We start from the raw sequence: 17,354 nt of genomic DNA, 5'->3' as shown, positions 1-17,354 counted from the left end.
CCGGCAGCCGTCAGCCGCGTAGCCGGAGCCCGCGGGGGGTGGCCCGGAAGCCGGCGGCGGTCAGCGCGTCGCGCAGGGGCGACGAGTGCACCGCCTCGCCGTCGGCCCGCTCCACCGAGATCGCCCCGAGCGCTCCGGAGTGGACCACGTCGGCGAGCGCCTTGCCGGCGGCGGCCAGCGTGTCGGCGTCGTCGGTGAAGGAGAGCAGCGTCCGGCCACCCCGCTCGACGTAGAGCACGAGGTCACCGGCGACCAGCACCACCAGGGCGCCGGCCTTGCGGCCGGCCCGGTGCCCGGTTGCCGGCGCCGCGCCGTCGCCCGAGTCGACCACCCGCTCCGGCCAGGGCAGTGCCGCGCCGTACGGGTTGGCCGGGTCGGTCGCGGCGAGGACCAGGGCCGGCCCGCCGCGGCCCCGCCCCCCGTCGGCGGGGTCGGCGAGAGCGCGCAGCCGGTCGACCGCGCCGGGCACCGCGAACTGGGCGGCACCGAGCCCTTCGACGAAGTAGCCGCGGCGGGCCGCCCCCCGCTCCTCCAGCGCGGACAGCACCGGGTAGACGGCGGCGAAGCCACCACTGACCTGCTCGGCGACGACCGCGCCCCGGGTCACCACCCCGTGCCGTTCGAGCAGCACGTCGGCGAGGGCCGCCGCGCGGCGGGTCGGATCGGTGTCCCGTTCCGGGAGCCGCGACCACCGCCCGGCGACCGTGGGCGGGCCGCCGCGGGTGGGCAGCGCGACCCGCCCCGGGCGCCGGTACCGGGTGCGTGGCGTGGCCGGGCGGGACCGGTGCGCCCCACCGCCACCGAGCACCGCCCGCAGCGGGGCGAGCGTGTCGTTGGTGAGGTGGCCGGCCCACACCAGGTCCCACACGGCGGCGGTCAGGGCGGCGTCGTCGGTGGAGCCGACGCGGTCGGACAGGGACCGGAAGAACAGCGCCTGCCCGTCGCCGAGGGCGTCGAGCACCGCGTCGTGCAGCGGGGTGCGGCTGAGCGAGTCGTCCGGCGGGGCTAGCAGCAGCGGGGCGGTGTCCGCGTACGCGAGGGTGACCCAGCCGTCGCCGCCGGAGATCGCGCCGGAACCGGCCCACACCACCTCACCGCTGGCGCACAGCTCGTCGAGCTGGGCGGGGGAGTAGTCGGCGACCCGCGCCGGCAGCACCAGCCGTTCCAGTGCGGACGCGGGCACCGCCACGCCCTGCAACTGCTCGACGGCCGCGGCGACCGCCTCCACCCCGCGCGCCGAGGAGCCGACCTGCTGCCAGCGAGGCAGGAACGTGGCCAGCGCCCGCGGCGGCACCGGCTCGATCTCCCGGCGCAGCGCCGCGAGGGACCGACGGCGCAGTATCCGCAGCACCTCGGCGTCGCACCACTGGGAGCCGGCCGTGTCGGGCGCGAACTCCCCGGACACCACCCGGCCCGCCGCCGCGAGCCGGCGCAGCGCCTGCTCGACCACGAACACGCCGAGCCCGAACCGGGCCGCGCAGGTGGCGGCGGCGAACGGGCCGTGGGTGCGTGCGTACCGGGCGACGAGGTCGCCGAGCGGGTCGGCCACCGGCACCAGGTACGCCTCGGCCACGCCGACCGGCAGCGCCACACCGAGCGCGTCGCGCAGGCGGGCCGCGTCCTCCACGACGACCCAGCGTTCCTCCCCGGCGATGCGGACCGACAGCACCCGCCGCGCGGCCGCCAGCCCGGTCAGCCACTCCGCCGGCACCCCACGCGTCGCCAGCTCCTCGGCGGTGAGGTCACCGAGGACCCGCAGCAGCTCGACCACGTCCTCCGCGTCGCGCGGGCGGCGCTGCTCGGTCAGCCAGCGCAGCTGGCGTGCGGTCTCGGCGAGCACCGCCGGGTCGAGCAGCTCCCGCAGGTCGACCCGGCCGAGCAGTTCCCCGAGCAGCGCCGAGTCCAGCGCGAGGGCGGCGGCGCGCCGCTCGGCGAGGGGGGCGTCGCCCTCGTAGAGGAAGGCTCCGACGTAGCCGAAGAGCAGGGACCGCGCGAACGGCGACGGCTGCGGGGTCTCCACCTCGACCAGGCGCACCTTCCGGGCGGCCAGCTCCCGCATCAGCGCGGCGAGGGACGGCTGGTCGAAGACATCCTGGAGGCATTCGCGTGCGGCCTCCAGGGTGACCGGGAAGTCCGCGTACTCCCGGGCGACGTCGAGCAGTTGCGCCGCGCGCTGCCGCTGCTGCCACAGCGGCTGACGGCGGCGCGGATCCCGGCGGGGCAGCAGCAGCGACCGGGCGGCGCACTCCCGGAAGCGGGCGGCGAACAGCGCCGACGTGCCGACCGACTCCTCGACCAGCTGGGCGATCTCGTCGGGCTCGAAGACGACCACGTCGGCGCCGGGCGGCTCCTCCGCGGTGTCGGGCAGGCGGACGACGATGCCGTCGTCGGAGGGCATCACCTGGGCGTCCACCCCGTACCGCTCGGTGAGCCGGCGGCCGATCGCGAGCGCCCACGGCGCGTTGACGCGGGCGCCGAGCACGCTGTGGACGGCGAGCCGCCAGTCGCCCAGCTCGTCACGGAACCGCTCCACCACCACCGTGCGGTCGTCCGGCAGCGCCCGGGTCGCCGCCTGCTGCTCGCGCAGGTACGCCATCAGGTTGCCGGCGGCCCAGTCGTCCAGCCCGCCGGCGCGCAGCGCGGTGGCGGCGTCGTCGTCGCCCTGGCGCAGCAGGGTGCGGACCCGGGCGCCGATGGCCCGGCCCAGCTCCACCGGGCGGCCCGGCTGGTCGCCCTTCCAGAAGGGCATCTTGGCCGCCTGGCCGGGCGCGGGGGAGACGAGCACCCGGTCGGGGGTGATGTCCTCGATGCGCCAGGACGACGAGCCGAGCAGGAAGACGTCGCCGACGCGGGACTCGTAGACCATCTCCTCGTCCAGCTCGCCGACCCGCGCGGCCCGCTCCGCCCCGGCCAGGAAGACCCCGAACAGGCCCCGGTCGGGAATCGTGCCGCCGCTGGTCACCGCCAGCCGCTGGGCGCCGGGCCGGCCGGTCAGCACGTCGGTCGCCCGATCCCAGACCAGGCGGGGACGCAGCTCGGCGAACGCGGTCGACGGGTACCGCCCGGAGAGCATGTCCAGCACGGCGTGCAGGGCCGAGTCGGGCAGCTCGGCGAAGGGCGCGGCCCGGCGCACCACCACGGCCAGGTCCCCGACCCGCCACGGGTCGAGGGACACCATCGCGACGACCTGTTGGGCCAGCACGTCGAGGGGGTTGCGCGGGTAGTGCAGCTCCTCGATCGCACCCTCGGTCATCCGCTCGGCCACCACGGCGCAGGAGAGCAGGTCCCCGCGGTGCTTGGGGAACACCACGCCCCGGGACACCGCCCCGACCTGGTGCCCGGCGCGGCCGACCCGTTGCAGGCCGGCGGCCACGCTCGGCGGGGCCTCGATCTGCACCACCAGGTCGACCGCGCCCATGTCGATGCCCAGCTCCAGGCTGGAGGTGGCCACGACCGCGGGAAGCTGCCCGGACTTGAGCGCCTCCTCGATGTGCTTGCGCTCCTCCCGGGAGACGCTGCCGTGGTGTGCCCGCGCGATGACCGGGGGCGCGCCGGCCACCGCGCCGGCCTGCGCCATCAGCTCGGCCGGCGGCCGGTTGGCCCGCACCGGGCCCACCGGACCGCCCCAGGCGCCGTCGCCCGCCCCGGCGTCGGCTCCGCCCGCCGGGCCGGTGCCGGCGATCTCGTCGGCCGCCAGCTCGTTGAGCCGGGCGCAGAGCCGCTCGGCCGAGCGGCGCGAGTTGGTGAAGACGATGGTCGAGCGGTGGGCCCGGATCAGGGCGAACACCCGCTCCTCCACCGCCGGCCAGATCGACGCCCGGCGCGGGCCGAAGCCGCCGAGGTCGTCCTCGGGCGGCTCCTGCTCGTCGAGGCGCGTCATGTCCTCCACCGGGACCTGCACACCGACCTCGATCGTCTTGGCGGTGGGCGGGGCGACGACGTCGACCGGCCGGGCCCCGCCGAGGAAACGGGCGCAGGTGTCGACCGGCCGGACGGTCGCGGACAGGCCGATCCGCTGGGCCGGGGCGGGCAGCAGCTCGTCGAGGCGCTCCAACGACAGCGCGAGGTGGGCCCCTCGCTTGGTGCCGGCGACCGCGTGCACCTCGTCGACGATCACCGTCTCGACGCCCCGCAACGAGTCCCGCGCCGCTGACGTGAGCAGCAGGAACAGCGACTCCGGTGTGGTGATGAGGATGTCGGGCGGGGTGCGGGCGAAGGCGCGGCGCTCGTCGGCGGGAGTGTCCCCGGTGCGCATCCCGACGGTGATCTCGGGTGGGGTGAGGCCGAGCCGGGTGGCGGCCTGGCGGATGCCGGCGAGCGGGGTGCGCAGGTTGCGCTCGACGTCGACCGCGAGCGCCTTGAGCGGGCTGACGTAGAGCACCCGGCAGCGCCGCCGGGGATCGGCCGGGGCGGGCTCGCGGGCCAGCCGGTCCAGCGACCAGAGGAACGCGGCGAGTGTCTTGCCGGAGCCGGTGGGAGCCACGACCAGGGTGTTGCGCCCGGCGCCGATGGACCGCCAGGCGCCCGTCTGCGCCCCGGTCGGCGCGGCGAACGCGGCCGTGAACCATTCCCGGGTGGCCGTGCCGAACGCGGCGAGCGCGTCGCCCGTCGCCGACCCGGCCGCGTCTCCCGTCACCTCCGCCACGCCTTCCATCCTGCCTCGGCGGTGTGACAACCCCGCCCGGCGGTCGAGCCTTCTGTCCGGCTCATCGGCAAAAGCGATGGATATGACGATGAATGCGTTAAGTCTTACTTAACTGCTTGCTTGTGACCCACAACATAAAGTAACTTCACTCGCGACGCGGGCGCGGGGTGGGAGGGGCCGGATGGCTGTCGAGGAGCGGAATGGCGAGCCCGGCACCGACGTGCTCATCCGCAAGGTCGACAGTCATCTCGCGGTCGTCCGCGCCGGCCTGACCGGCGCCGAGCTGGAGCTCGCCGAGCGGCTCGCGCACGCACTGCGCGAGCTGGTCGTGTCCACCGCCCGCGCCAGCGCCGCCGACCGGGGCCGGGTCCGCGCCGCCGTGCACTTCTTCGTCCTCCGCCGGGAGAGCAGGGGGCGGCTGCTGTCGGTGCGCTCGCTCGCCGCCGCCCAGCGGGTGGTCAACCGGGTCGTGGTCCAGCTCGGCCGCCCCGACCTGCTCGTCGAGGCCCGCCGCGACCGCCCGGCCCGCGAGCCCGCACCGGTCCCCGCCGACCTCGCCGCCGACCTCGCCGCCGCCGAGGTCGCCGCCCGCTGACGAGCGCCGGCACCGAGATCCTGCGAATTCCCGCAAAACAACCCCGGCCACCCGTGATCTGGCGTCTGATCGCACCTGGGGCACGGATCGTGGCGGTCGATGGCGGCGGCCGGCGGGCACGCTCCACGCCCCCGGGTCTGACGCCGCCCGACCCGGGCGGCCCGCGCGGTGCGGCCCGGCGTGCCGCCGCCACCTCGACGGGGAGTGCGGGTGCTCGTACTGCTGATCCTCCACCTCGTGGCGGCGCTCGCCGCGGCGCCGCTCGTCCGGTGGTGGGGGCCGCGCGCGTGCTACCTCCTCGCCCTCGCTCCGGCAGCCGCCTTCGGCTGGGCGCTGGCCCGTACGCCGGCGGTCGCCGACGGGGCAGCGGTCGTCGAGACGTACCCGTGGATCCGCCAGCTCGGGATCGAGGTGGCGCTGCGGGTGACCACCCTGTCCTGGCTGATGACCCTGCTCGTCGGCGGCGTCGGGGCGTTGGTGCTGGTCTACAGCGGCCGGTACTTCGCACCGGGCGCACTCGGGCTGGCCCGCTTCGTGGCCGTCCTGGTGGCCTTCGCCGGCGCGATGCTCGGCCTGGTCCTCGCCGACGACCTGCTGCTGCTCTACGTCTGCTGGGAACTGACGACGATCTTCTCGTACCTGCTGATCGGGCACAGCACCGAGCGCCGCTCCAGCCGCTGGGCGGCAGCCCAGGCGCTGACCGTCACCACGCTCGGCGGCCTGGCCATGCTGGTGGGGTTCGTCATGCTCGGCACCCGCACCGGGACCTACCGCTGGTCGGAGCTGGCCACCGCGGCGCTGCCGGGCGGGGCGTACCTGGCGACGGCGGTGTCGCTGGTCCTGGTCGGGGCGCTGGCCAAGTCGGCCGTGCTGCCCTTCACGTCCTGGCTGCCGGTGGCGATGGCCGCGCCGACGCCGGTCAGCGCGTACCTGCACGCCGCCGCGATGGTGAAGGCGGGCGTCTACCTGATCGGGCTGCTCGCGCCGGTGCTGGCCACGGCCGGGCCGTGGCGCCCGGTGGTCACGCTCGCCGGCCTGGCCACCATGGTCGTCGGCGGCTGGGCGGCGCTGCGGCAGACCGACCTGAAGCTGCTGCTGGCGTACGGGACGGTGAGCCAGCTCGGCCTGCTCGTCGTGGTGGTCGGCGCGGGCACGCCGGACGCCGCGCTGGCCGGCACGGCGATGCTGCTCGCGCACGCCCTGTTCAAGGCGGCGCTCTTCCTCGTGGTGGGCATCGTCGACCACGGCGCCGGCACCCGGGACCTGCGTGAACTGTCCGGCCTCGGACGCCGGGAACCGTTGCTGACCGCCGTCGCGGTGCTCGCCGCGGCGTCGATGGCCGGCCTGCCGCCGCTGGTCGGGTTCGTGGCGAAGGAGGCGGTGCTCGCCGCGTTCCTCGACCGCCCGGTGGTGCTCGCCGCGCTGGTCGCCGGCACCGCGCTGACCGTCGCGTACAGCGCCCGGTTCGTGTGGGGCGCCTTCGGCGGCCGGCCCGGGGTCGCGCCCACCGACATCGGCCGGATCGGCGTGCCACTGCTCGCCCCGCCCGCCCTGCTCGCCGGGGCGGGGTTGGTCGCCGGTCCCGCCGCCGGCGTGCTCGACCACGTGCTGCGCCCGTACGCGGGGATGTTCGGCCCGGTGGCCAAGGACCTGGCGCTGTGGCACGGCCTCAGCCCGGCACTGGGTCTCTCCGCGGTCGCCGTGGCCGGCGGCGCGGCGCTGTTCGCGTTGCGCGGTCCCCTCGCCCCGGTGCTGGCGCGGCTGCACGTGCCGGTCAGCGGCAACCAGGGGTACGAGTGGATCACCCGCCGGTTCGACCGGCTCGCGGTCGAGGTCACGGCCGTCACCCAGCGCGGGTCGCTGCCGCAGTACCTCGGCACCATCCTGGTCGCGCTCGTCCTCGTACCGGGCGGGGCGCTGCTGACGGCCCGCCCGTGGCAGGAACCGATCACCTGGTGGGACAACCCGCTGCAGGTGGTCGTGGTGACGGTGATCGCCGTCGCGGCGGTGCTCGCGGTGGGCGCGCGGCGGCGGCTCACCGCGATGCTGCTGGTGGGCGTGACCGGCTACGGCAGCGCACTGCTCTTCGTGCTGTACGGGGCACCGGACCTGGCGCTGACCCAGTTCCTCGTCGAGACCGCCACCATCGCGATCTTCGTGCTGGTGCTGCGCCGGCTGCCGCAACGGTTCTCGGCCCGGCCGCTGCGGCGGAGCCGCTGGGTACGCCGCGCGATCGGCCTGGCCGTCGGCCTGGTGGCGGCCGGTCTCGCCCTGGCCGCCGGAGGTGCCCGGACCGCCCCCACCATCTCCGACGCCTTCCCCGGCCTGGCGGTGGCCGAGGGCTACGGGCGGAACGTGGTCAACGTGACCCTGGTGGACATCCGCGCCTGGGACACGATGGGCGAACTCGCGGTGCTGGTCGTGGCCGCGACCGGAGTGGCCAGCCTGGTCTTCCAGCGATCCCGCACCGGCCCCCGGCCCCGGCGCCCGGAGGCGGCGAGGCGCCCCGGACGGCCGGAACGGCCGGTGTGGCTGCGCGGTGGACCCACCCTCACCGAGCGGCGTCGCGTGATCGTGCTGGAGGTGGTCACCCGGCTGCTCTTCCACACCGTGGTGCTCTTCTCGCTGTTCCTGCTCGTCTCCGGGCACAACGCGCCGGGCGGCGGCTTCGCCGGCGGTCTGGTGGCGGGCCTGGCCCTCGTGGTGCGTTATCTCGCGGGCGGGCGGTACGAGCTGGCCGAGGCCGCGCCGGTCGGTGCCGGCACGGTGCTCGGCGTCGGGCTCGCCGTCTCGGTGGGCACCGGCGTGGTCGCCCTGCTCACCGGCGCGCCGGTGCTGACCAGCACGAAGATCGACCTGTCGCTGCCACTAGTCGGCGATCTTTACGTGGTCACCTCGATCTTCTTCGACGTCGGCGTCTACCTCGTGGTGGTGGGGCTGGCGCTGGACATCCTGCGCAGTTTCGGTGCGGAGGTGGACCGGCACATCGAGGCGGCCGGACGCGCCGACGGTGGCCTGGCCGTGGACCGCACCGGGGAGAGGACGTGACACCGGCCGACGCGGGGCCCCCGCTGGCGCTCGTCCTCGCCGTCGGCGTGCTCGTCGCCTGCGGGGTGACGCTGCTGCTGGAACGCAGCCTGACCCGGATCCTGCTCGGGGTCATCCTGCTCGGCAACGGCGTCAACCTGCTCATCCTGCTCGGCGGCCGGCCCGGGGCCGCGCCCCTGGTCGGCACCGCACCGACCGGCGCGATGAGCGACGCGCTGCCGCAGGCCATGGTGCTGACCGCCATCGTCATCACCTTCGGCCTGACCGCGTTCCTGCTGGCCGTCAGCTACCGCAGCTGGTACCTCACCGGGGACGACGAGGTTCCCGACGACATCGAGGACCGGCAGATCGTGCGGCAGGCCGAGCGCAACGAGGCGGCCACCGCCGACCTGGGCGGCGAGGGCCCGGACTCGGACCCGGAGCAGGTGGACCCGGGGCCGGCACACCGCCGGCGGGCCGGCGACGCGGACGGCCACCGATGACCGGGTACGCCGGGAGGGTGCGGTGAGCCGCCTGGTGGCGCTGCCGGTGGTGGTGCCGCTGCTCGGCGCCGCGCTGGCCCTGCTGGTGGCCGGTTGGCCCCGCGTGCAGCGGGCGGTCAGCGTCACCTGCCTCGCCGCCACGCTGGCGGTGGCGCTGGTGCTGCTCGTGCACGCGTACCGGGAGGGGCCGTCGGTGGTGCAGGTCGGCGGGTGGCCGGCCCCGGTGGGGATCGTGCTGATCGCCGACCAGTTGGCCGCGCTGATGCTGGTGGTCTCCGCCGCGGTGACGCTGTGCGTGCTGCTCTACTCGATCGGGCAGGGCCAGGGGGAGGCCGGCGAGAAGGCGCCGGTCGCCATCTTCCACCCGACCTACCTGGTGCTGACGGCCGGCGTGACCAACGCGTTCCTCGCCGGTGACCTGTTCAACCTCTTCGTCGGCTTCGAGATCCTCCTCGCCGCGAGCTTCGTGCTGATCACGCTCGGCGGCACGGAGACGCGGATCCGCACCGGCTCCACGTACGTGGTGGTCAACATCTTGACGTCGTTGATCTTCCTGACCGCCCTCGGCCTCGTGTACGCGGCCACCGGCACGGTCAACATGGCCCAGCTCGCGTCGCGCCTGGACGCGCTGCCCGACGGCGTACGGCTGAGCCTCCAGCTGCTGTTGCTGCTGGCGTTCGGCGTCAAGGCGGCGGTCTTCCCGCTGTCGGCCTGGCTGCCGGACAGCTACCCGACCGCCCCGGCCCCGGTCACCGCCGTCTTCGCCGGCCTGCTCACCAAGGTCGGCGTGTACGCGATCATCCGGACCGAGACGCTGCTCTTCCCCGGCGGTCGGGTGGCCGTCCTGCTGATGCTGGTGGCCGGGGCGACGATGCTGGTCGGCATCCTCGGCGCGGTCGCCCAGTCCGACATGAAGCGGCTCTTCTCGTTCACCCTGGTCAGCCACATCGGCTTCATGATCTTCGGAGTGGCGCTGAGTACCGTCGCCGGGCTCTCCGGCGCGATCTTCTACGTGGTGCACCACATCACCATCCAGACCACCCTGTTCCTCGTCGCAGGGCTCGTCGAGGTGCGGGCCGGCAGCACCGACCTGCGCCGGATCGGTGGGCTGTCGCGGGTCGCGCCGCTGGTCGCGGTGCTCTTCTTCGTCTCCGCGATGAACCTGGCCGGCATTCCGCCGTTCTCCGGGTTCCTGGGCAAGCTCGGACTCTTCCAGGCGGGAGTGGCGACCGGCCGTGTCCTACCCGGCGCGCTGGTCGCCGCCGGGGCGGTGACCAGCCTGCTGACCCTCTACGTGGCGTCGCGGGTGTGGAACATCGCCTTCTGGCGGGCGCCGCGGCTGGCTACCGCCGAGCCGCCGGGGCGCCTGCCGGCGCTGATGCTCGGGGCGACCGTCGCCCTCGTCGCGCTCGGTCTGACGCTGACCGTGGGCGCCGGCCCGCTCTTCGCGGTCACCGTGGACGCCGCCACCGACCTGCTCGCGCGCACGCCGTACGTGCGGGCCGTGTTCCCGGAGGGCCCGCCGTGACCGCCCGGCACGGTACGCCGGACCCGCCGCGCGGTCGCGCGAAGCGGTGGCGGGACCAGTTGATCGCGTACGGCTGGCTGGTGCTGGTCTGGAACCTGCTGTGGGGCGACTTCTCCTGGGGCAACCTGCTCGGTGGGCTGCTGGTGGCCGGCGTGGTGCTGGTGTTCTTCCCGTTGCCGCCGGTCACGTTCGGCGGGCGGGTCCGCCCCGGCCCGCTGCTGGCGCTGGTGCTCCGGACGTTGGGTGACCTGGTGACCGCCAGTCTCCGGGTGGGCGCGCTGGCGGTGCTGCCCGGCCACCGCCCGCACAGCGCCATCGTCACGGTACGGCTGCGTGTGCCGAGCGACCTGAACCTGGCCCTGACCGCGGAGGTGGTGTCGCTGGTGCCCGGCACCCTGGTCCTCGACGTGGACCGGGAGGCCGGTGTGCTCCACGTCCACGTGCTGGACACCCACGGTCGGCGGGAACTCGCCGAGAACAAGGAGCGCGTGCGCGTCGTCGAGCGGCGGATCGTGCGGGCCCTCGGCTCCGCCGCCGAGGTGCGCCGGCTGGACCGTCCCGTCGAGAGGGGTACCCGATGATCGTCGTCCTCGCCGTCGTCCTGACCGTCCTGTTCTCGGTCACCGCGCTGCTGGCGCTGGTCCGGCTCTACCGGGGACCGTCCCTGCTGGACCGGGTGGTGGCGGTGGACATGCTGCTGGCGACGATGGTCGGCGCGGTCGGCGCCGAGGCGGCGGTGAACCGGCACGCCATGACGCTGCCGGTGCTGGTGGTGCTGTCGCTGCTGGGCTTCGTCGGCTCGGTGTCGCTGGTCCGCTTCGCCGTCCGGGAGGATCGCTGATGGTGGGGACCGTCGCCGACTGGCTCGCCGCCGTTCTGCTGGTGGCCGGCGCCCTGCTCAGCCTGGCCGCCGGGATCGGGGTGCTGCGCTTCCCCGACGTGCTGGACCGGATGCACGCCGCCACCAAGCCGCAGACGCTCGGGGTGCTGCTTCTCCTCACCGGGGTGGCGTTGCGCCTGCGGTCCCCGTCCGACCTGGGGATGATCGCGCTGGTCGGGCTCTTCCAGCTCGCCACCGCCCCGGTGGCGGCCCAGATGATCGGCCGGGCGGCCTACCGCACCCGCCGCCTGGACCGGGGTCGGGTCGAGAGCGACGACCAGGACGGACGGGCCCCGCACTGACGCCGTCGTCCGGCGCGTCGCAATTGCGGCTGGGTGGCGAATCCGACGGCTTGCGTCTTGCCGGCCGTACGGTCCCCGGCGGCCGCCGGGGCATACCGGCAGCGCGGACATCTCGGCCCTCCAGGGACAGACGGTGCGCATCGTCATCGACGCGGCGGACGCCAGCGGCGCCAGCCTCGTCGAAGCGGCCGTCGACGACGTGAAGATCACCTAGAGCTGACCGCGTCGGTGGAAGGGTCCGCGCGCGGGGTGGGGAGCCTTCCACCGCACTGTCAGCGAACGCACAGCGGATTGCCGATAAAATGGATGGCATGATCGACTCTTCTGCCCAGGAGGGCAGCAGTAGCCAGCCGGGTCGCGCCCGGCATTCCCTGACCCCGACCCGTACGGGAGCCCTGAGCCACCCGTGCTGATCGTCGTCGGTCTTCTCCTCATCATCGTCCTCACCGCGGCCACGGGCTATTTCGTGGCGCAGGAGTTCGGTTACGTCGCCGTGGACCGCGGCAGGCTCAAGCAGCGTGCCGACAGCGGCGACAAGGCCGCCGCCCGGGCCCTCGAGGTGACCGGCCGGCTCTCCTTCATGCTCTCCGGCGCCCAGCTGGGCATCACCGTCACCGCGCTGCTGGTCGGTTACGTCGCCGAGCCGTACCTGGGCGCGGGCCTGGCCGACCTGCTCGGCGTGGCCGGGGTCTCGGAGGCGGTGAGCCTGCCGCTGTCCGTGGCGCTGGCCCTGCTCATCGCCACCGTCGTGCAGATGGTGCTCGGCGAGCTGGCCCCGAAGAACCTCGCCATCGCCCGTGCCGAGCCGCTCGCGCGGGCGCTCGCCGGCTCCACCCTCATGTACATGAAGATCGCCGGGCCGTTGATCAAGCTCTTCGACCGCTCCGCCGTGCGGCTGCTCCGCCGGGTCGGCATCGAGCCCATCGAGGAGCTGCCCAGCGGCGCAACCCCGGAGGACCTGGAACAGATCATCGCCGAGTCCCGCGAGGAGGGGCGCCTGACCGCCGAGATGTCCACCCTGCTCGACCGCGGGCTGGACTTCCGGCAGCTCACCGCGGGCGAGGCCATGGTGCCCCGGGTCGACGTGCACACCGTCCGCGCCCACGAGCCGGTCAGCCGGGTCGTGGAGCTGCTGGACACCGGCCGCTCCCGGTTCCCCGTCCGGGGCGCCGAGGGCGTCGACGACGTGGTCGGCGTCATCGGCATCGCCGACGTGCTCGGCGTACCGCTGGAGCGCCGCGCCACCACCCCGGTGAGCGCGGTGGCCGTACCCCCGCTGCTGGTGCCGGAGACCCTGCCGCTGCCGACGGTGCTGGACCGGCTCCGGTCCGGGCACCGGCAGCTCGCCTGCGTGGTCGACGAGTACGGCGGCTTCGCCGGCGTGATCACGCTGGAGGACATCGCCGAGGAACTGGTCGGCCCGATCCGCGACGAGGACGACCCGCCGGAGCGGACGCCGACCCGGCAGGACGACGGCTCGTGGGTGGTCCCCGCCCGCTGGCGCATCGACGAGGTCGCCGACAGCACCGGCATCTCGCTGCCCGAGGCCCCCGAGTACGACACCCTCTCCGGCCTGGTCATGCGCGAGTTGGGCCGGGTGCCCGAGGTCGGCGACCGACTGGAGGTCACCCTGCCCATGGACGGCGACGAAACCGCCGTCGGCACGCGGGCCCTGGTCGAGGTGCTCGCCGTCGACCGGCACGTCGCCGACTCGGTCCGGCTCCGCCTGCTGGAGCCGGGCGGCCGCCAGGAGGTGACCGCATGAGCCCCGGCGTCGCCCTCTTCACCTCGGTGGTCCTGCTCGCGCTGAACGGGTTCTTCGTGGCCGCCGAGTTCGCCCTGGTGGCGAGCAAGCGGTACCGCCTGGAGCAGGCCGCCGTCGGCGGCAGCCGCGCCGCGAGGGCCGCCCTCGACGGTGTACGGGAGCTGTCGCTCATGCTCGCCGGCGCGCAGCTGGGCATCACCCTGTGCACCCTGGGCCTCGGTGCGCTCGCCGAACCGGCGATCGAACACCTGCTCAGCCCGCTGCTGCACGCCGTGGGCCTGCCCGACGCGGCCAGCCACGCCATCGCGTTGATCTTCGCGCTCAGCCTGGTGACGTTCCTGCACCTGGTGGTCGGCGAGATGGCGCCGAAGTCATGGGCCATCACCGACGCCGAGCGGTCGGCGACGCTCCTGGCGCTGCCGTTCCGGGCCTTCGCCTGGGTCGCCCGGCCGGTGCTGTCGGCCCTGAACGCCGTCGCCAACGGCATCCTCCGGCTGGTCAAGGTCAACCCGCAGGATCAGCTCGCCCAGGTGCACGGCCCGGACGAGCTGCGCATCCTGCTCGAGCAGTCCCGTGAGCACGGCCTCCTCGGCGCCGAGCAACACGAGCTGCTGACCAGCATGCTGGAGCTGCAGGGCACCACGGTGGCCCAGATCATGGAGCCGTTCGACCGGATGGTCACCGTCCGCCGCGGCGACGACGCCAACCGGATCGAGCAGGTCAGCCGGGACAGCGGCCGCTCGCGCCTGGCCGTGCTGGACGAGGCCGGGGACGTCTGCGGCCTGGTGCACGTCCGCGAGGCGGTACGCGCCACGGCGGCCCGCCCGGAGGCCACCGCCGGTCAGTTGATGACCGCCGCCTTCACCCTGCCCGCGTCCGCTTCGGTGACCGAGGCGGTGGCGGCGATGCGGGCACGGCAGTCGCAGCTGGCGCTCGTCCGCAACGGCGGCGGGCCGGCCCGCCCGATCGGCTTCGTCGCGCTGGAGGACCTGCTCGAGGAGGTCATCGGCGAGTTCGACGACGAGACCGACCCGGTGCCGCGCGGACGACGGTTGCGGTGAGACCCGGGGCCGGTTCCGCAGGCGCTGGCCGACACTTGTGAAACCGGCCCGGAGGGGTAAGCGGGGTCGGCCGGCGTCCGCGCCGCCGGCCCCGCGGCCGCTTCCGGACCCGGCCGCGGGTGCCGGGTGTCCGCCCGGCACGTCGACGCCGGGATCGGGGGAGTGGCGTTGCGGCTGACGGGGGTGTCGCCGGAGTCGGGCTGGACGGGGCTGACCGTCCGGACCGCGCTGGCCAACCCGAGCACCCGACCCGGGCTGCCACTGCCGGGGCGGGTGCTCGTCAGCGCCGGCTCCACCGACGTGCCGGTGCTGCACGTCCGGCTCGGCCTGGTCGCCACCGCCGAGCCGGAGGACCCGGAGGGCCCCCGCCGCCTCGTGCAGTTCCACCAGGCGCAGGTGGCCGACGCCTTCGCGCTGCGCGCCGGGCGGGCCCGGAGCATCCCCTTCGCGTTCCCGATGCCGTGGGAAACCCCGGTGACGATCTTCGGCGGGGTGCCGATCCTCAGCATGCGGATGGGTCTGCGGACCGAGGTGGCGATCGAGCCGCAACTCGACCAGGGCGCGATGGTGCCGGTCTTCGTGCACCCGCTGCCCGCGCAGGCGCACATCCTGGGGGCCCTGGACACGCTCGGGTTCCGGATGCGCCAGGCCGGGCTGGTCGACAGCCGGCTCCCCGGCGTCGAGCAGGCCCTCCCGCTGCACCAGCGGCTGGGCTACTGGGTCGCACCGCTGTACGCCGGACCGATCACCGAACTGGAGGTGATCTTCGTGACGAACTCGGCCGGCCTGGAGGTGCTGCTCTGGTGCGACCGGAGGCTGGCCCTGGCCGGGATCACCCACCAGAGCATCAGCCGCTTCCGGATCTGGCACGCCGGCGCCGACCAGCGCGACTGGGTGTCGACCGTTGACGGGTGGCTGCGCGTGGCGATCAACCGGCATGCCGCCGTGGCGGCGCACGCCGACTGGTCCGCGAACATCACCGAATCCGCCCACGTCAGCCGCCCGCCCGACGAGCCCATCCATCCCGGTTTCGGTCTCGGCGGCACGGCCGGCGGCGGCGGCATCGGCGGCGGGGGCGGCGACGGCACGTGACCGCCCGGGTGGGTCAGCCGCTGGCGGTGGCGAGCTTGACGCTGAAACCCAGGAAGAGGGCGCCGACGCCGGTGGTCGCACCCGCGGCGAGGCGGCGCCGGCGACGGAACTGGACGGCCAGGAACGTGCCCGCGAAGATCAGCGCGGTGAGGTAGAGCGCGCTGGTGACCTGCGCGATCAACCCGAGCAGCAGGAACGACAACGCCGGCCACGCGTACGCCGGGTCGACGAACTGGATGAAGAACGAGACGAAGAACAGGATCGCCTTCGGGTTGAGCAGGCTGATCACGAGAGCCTTGCGGAACGGGCTGCGCATCGCCGCCGGGTCGGCCGCGTCGATGAGCCGTGGGGCGTGCGGGTCGTTGCGCGTACGCCAGCGCCGCCAGGCCCCGCGCAGCATCGTCAACCCGACGTAGCCCAGGTAGGCCGCGCCCGCGTACTTGATCACCAAAAAGAGCGGCGGGTACGCCTTCAGCAGCGACGCCACGCCGGCGGCGGAGAGGAACATCAGCACCCCGTCACCCACGAAGACACCGGTCGCCGCCCGGTAACCCGCCCCCACGCCCCGCCGCGCCGCGGTGGAGAGCACGAAGAGCGAGTTGGGGCCGGGCAGCAGAACGATCGCCACGGTGCCCAGCACGTACGTCCAGATGTCGGTGATCCCCAGCACGCCGGACATCATGACGCCGCGGGCACCGCCGGGCGAAGCCTTTCCCGCAGCCTGACCTGTGCGGTTGGCCACTGATCGACGGTCATCGCGTACTGCACCGTGTCCCGCCAGGAGCCGTCGGCACGCTGCTTGTGCATCCGCAGCACGGCCTCCCGCGTCGCGCCGAGACGCTCGATGGCCCGCTGCGAACGCTCGTTGCGGATGTCGGTGTGCCACACCACCCGGACGGCGCCCAGGTCCTCGAAGGCGCGGGTCAGCAGCAGCAGCTTCGCCTCGGTGTTGACGCCGGTGCGCCACCACGGTCGGCCGAGCCAGGTGTACCCGATGGCGACCGATCGCCGCTCCGGGTCGACCTCGTAGTAGGACGTGGTGCCGATCACCGCACCCGTGGCCGCGCAGCGCTGCACCCACGGCACCCGCTCGCCGTGCTGCCGTGCGGCGAGGTAGGCCCGGACGACGGCCGCCATCTCACCGGCGTCGGCCGGTTGGTACCCGCCGAGATGCCGCCAGACCTCCGGGTCGGCGGTCGCGGCGAACAACTCCCCGGCGTGGATGAGGTCGAGGGGCTCCAGCACCACGTGCTGCCCCCGCATCGACACCGGCTCGTGCCAGGGCGAGCGGGCGGCCCGCAGGTACGCCGGCACGGGTGCGGTCACCCCGGCGTCCGGCTCGGGAACCCCGGCGGTCAGCCGCAGCGGCACCACCCCGGCCCAGTGCGGCAGGTCGAGGTCGGCCGGCTCGTCACGGACCCCGCCGGTGCGGGACCGGACCGACACCTCGCGCAGCGGCAGCGCCAGGACGGCGGTTTCGGCAAGCTCGCGCCGGGTCGGTGGACGGCTCTCGGTGCTGCGGCCCCGCCCCACCTTCTCGACCAGCGCGGTCAGCACGCGGGCCTTCTCGTCGGCGTCGGTGACCAGGTGGGCGGTGCCGTGCGCGACCACCGACCGGTAGTTGGCGCTGTGGTGGAACTGGGAGCGGCCGTAGACCAGCCCGTCGAGCAGCGTCACCGCCACACACACCGGGAGGCCCTCGCCCCGCGCCGCGAGCAGCGGCCGGCTGCCGGTCGAACCGTGCAGGTAGAGCGTGTCTCCGACGCGGACGTGGAGAGTCGGCAGCACCCGCGGCTCCCCGTCGACGGTGAACGCGAGCGCGCAGTCGTACGCCTCGTCCAGCACGGCGTGGGCGGCCTCCGGGTCGTAGCTCATCAGGTCCCGGGAGCGGGTCGCGGTGCTGCGGGGGGTGGCAGCGTACATGTGACATCCAGCCTTCGTGCTAGTACAATTCCT

General features: G+C 74.5%; 13 protein-coding genes. 10 read left to right on the top strand and 3 right to left on the bottom strand.

What is annotated here, in order from left to right; translation table 11 throughout:
- Positions 1 to 10: 10 nt before the first annotated feature.
- Positions 11 to 4,645: an ATP-dependent helicase gene (locus tag AB0873_RS01320; RefSeq protein ID WP_366597926.1), complete on the bottom strand. Its 4,635-nt coding sequence runs from the start codon at positions 4,643 to 4,645 to the stop codon at positions 11 to 13.
- Positions 4,646 to 4,826: 181 nt separating this feature from the next.
- Here AB0873_RS01320 and AB0873_RS01315 point away from each other — a divergent pair, with 181 nt between their 5' ends.
- From AB0873_RS01315 to AB0873_RS01270, 10 genes are all read left to right on the top strand, one after another.
- Positions 4,827 to 5,240, top strand: a complete 414-nt coding sequence (locus tag AB0873_RS01315; protein WP_366597925.1) for a hypothetical protein — start codon at positions 4,827 to 4,829, stop codon at positions 5,238 to 5,240.
- A gap of 210 nt (positions 5,241 to 5,450) precedes the next feature.
- Positions 5,451 to 8,288, top strand: a complete 2,838-nt coding sequence (locus AB0873_RS01310) for a Na+/H+ antiporter subunit A (protein ID WP_366597924.1) — start codon at positions 5,451 to 5,453, stop codon at positions 8,286 to 8,288.
- Positions 8,285 to 8,770 carry a Na(+)/H(+) antiporter subunit C gene (locus tag AB0873_RS01305; RefSeq protein ID WP_366597923.1) on the top strand — a complete coding sequence of 162 codons (486 nt, stop codon included), beginning with the start codon at positions 8,285 to 8,287 and terminating at the stop codon, positions 8,768 to 8,770. The genes AB0873_RS01310 and AB0873_RS01305 overlap by 4 nt, the downstream gene beginning before the upstream one ends.
- A 22-nt stretch (positions 8,771 to 8,792) precedes the next feature.
- The gene (locus tag AB0873_RS01300) at positions 8,793 to 10,298 is read left to right on the top strand and encodes a Na+/H+ antiporter subunit D (RefSeq protein WP_366597922.1); all 1,506 of its coding nucleotides are present in this window, start codon (positions 8,793 to 8,795) and stop codon (positions 10,296 to 10,298) included.
- Positions 10,295 to 10,879: a Na+/H+ antiporter subunit E gene (locus AB0873_RS01295; RefSeq protein ID WP_155333497.1), complete on the top strand. Its 585-nt coding sequence runs from the start codon at positions 10,295 to 10,297 to the stop codon at positions 10,877 to 10,879. Before AB0873_RS01300 ends, AB0873_RS01295 begins: the two co-directional genes overlap by 4 nt.
- Positions 10,876 to 11,139, top strand: a complete 264-nt coding sequence (locus AB0873_RS01290) for a monovalent cation/H+ antiporter complex subunit F (protein WP_366597921.1) — start codon at positions 10,876 to 10,878, stop codon at positions 11,137 to 11,139. Before AB0873_RS01295 ends, AB0873_RS01290 begins: the two co-directional genes overlap by 4 nt.
- Positions 11,139 to 11,480 carry a monovalent cation/H(+) antiporter subunit G gene (gene mnhG, locus AB0873_RS01285; protein ID WP_366597920.1) on the top strand — a complete coding sequence of 114 codons (342 nt, stop codon included), beginning with the start codon at positions 11,139 to 11,141 and terminating at the stop codon, positions 11,478 to 11,480. The genes AB0873_RS01290 and mnhG overlap by 1 nt, the downstream gene beginning before the upstream one ends.
- 406 nt (positions 11,481 to 11,886) lie before the next feature.
- The gene (locus tag AB0873_RS01280) at positions 11,887 to 13,245 is read left to right on the top strand and encodes a hemolysin family protein (RefSeq protein WP_155333494.1); all 1,359 of its coding nucleotides are present in this window, start codon (positions 11,887 to 11,889) and stop codon (positions 13,243 to 13,245) included.
- Entirely contained in the window at positions 13,242 to 14,306 is a 1,065-nt protein-coding gene (locus AB0873_RS01275) for a hemolysin family protein (protein WP_366597919.1), read from the top strand. Before AB0873_RS01280 ends, AB0873_RS01275 begins: the two co-directional genes overlap by 4 nt.
- Before the next feature lie 168 nt (positions 14,307 to 14,474).
- Positions 14,475 to 15,398, top strand: coding sequence for a sporulation protein (locus AB0873_RS01270; protein WP_366598051.1), 924 nt, complete (start codon positions 14,475 to 14,477; stop codon positions 15,396 to 15,398).
- 13 nt (positions 15,399 to 15,411) lie between these two features.
- Here AB0873_RS01270 and leuE read toward each other — a convergent pair whose 3' ends face one another.
- Entirely contained in the window at positions 15,412 to 16,080 is a 669-nt protein-coding gene (gene leuE / locus AB0873_RS01265; protein WP_366597918.1) for a leucine efflux protein LeuE, read from the bottom strand.
- Positions 16,077 to 17,321, bottom strand: a complete 1,245-nt coding sequence (locus AB0873_RS01260) for a bifunctional pyridoxamine 5'-phosphate oxidase family protein/GNAT family N-acetyltransferase (protein WP_366597917.1) — start codon at positions 17,319 to 17,321, stop codon at positions 16,077 to 16,079. The genes leuE and AB0873_RS01260 overlap by 4 nt, the downstream gene beginning before the upstream one ends.
- Between the last annotated feature and the right edge of the window lie 33 nt (positions 17,322 to 17,354).

Source organism: Micromonospora sp. NPDC047707 (assembly GCF_040704235.1).
Taxonomy (GTDB): domain Bacteria; phylum Actinomycetota; class Actinomycetes; order Mycobacteriales; family Micromonosporaceae; genus Micromonospora.
This window is presented reverse-complemented; position numbering and strand designations above follow the sequence as displayed.

Excerpts from the sequence above, each read along its gene's own strand:
- AB0873_RS01315 (WP_366597925.1), top strand. The coding sequence starts at position 4,827 with ATGGCTGTCGAGGAGCGGAATGGCGAGCCCGGCACCGACGTGCTCATC.
- AB0873_RS01260 (WP_366597917.1), bottom strand. The coding sequence starts at position 17,321 with ATGTACGCTGCCACCCCCCGCAGCACCGCGACCCGCTCCCGGGACCTG.
- AB0873_RS01290 (WP_366597921.1), top strand. The coding sequence starts at position 10,876 with ATGATCGTCGTCCTCGCCGTCGTCCTGACCGTCCTGTTCTCGGTCACC.
- leuE (WP_366597918.1), bottom strand. The coding sequence starts at position 16,080 with ATGATGTCCGGCGTGCTGGGGATCACCGACATCTGGACGTACGTGCTG.
- AB0873_RS01275 (WP_366597919.1), top strand. The coding sequence starts at position 13,242 with ATGAGCCCCGGCGTCGCCCTCTTCACCTCGGTGGTCCTGCTCGCGCTG.
- mnhG (WP_366597920.1), top strand. The coding sequence starts at position 11,139 with ATGGTGGGGACCGTCGCCGACTGGCTCGCCGCCGTTCTGCTGGTGGCC.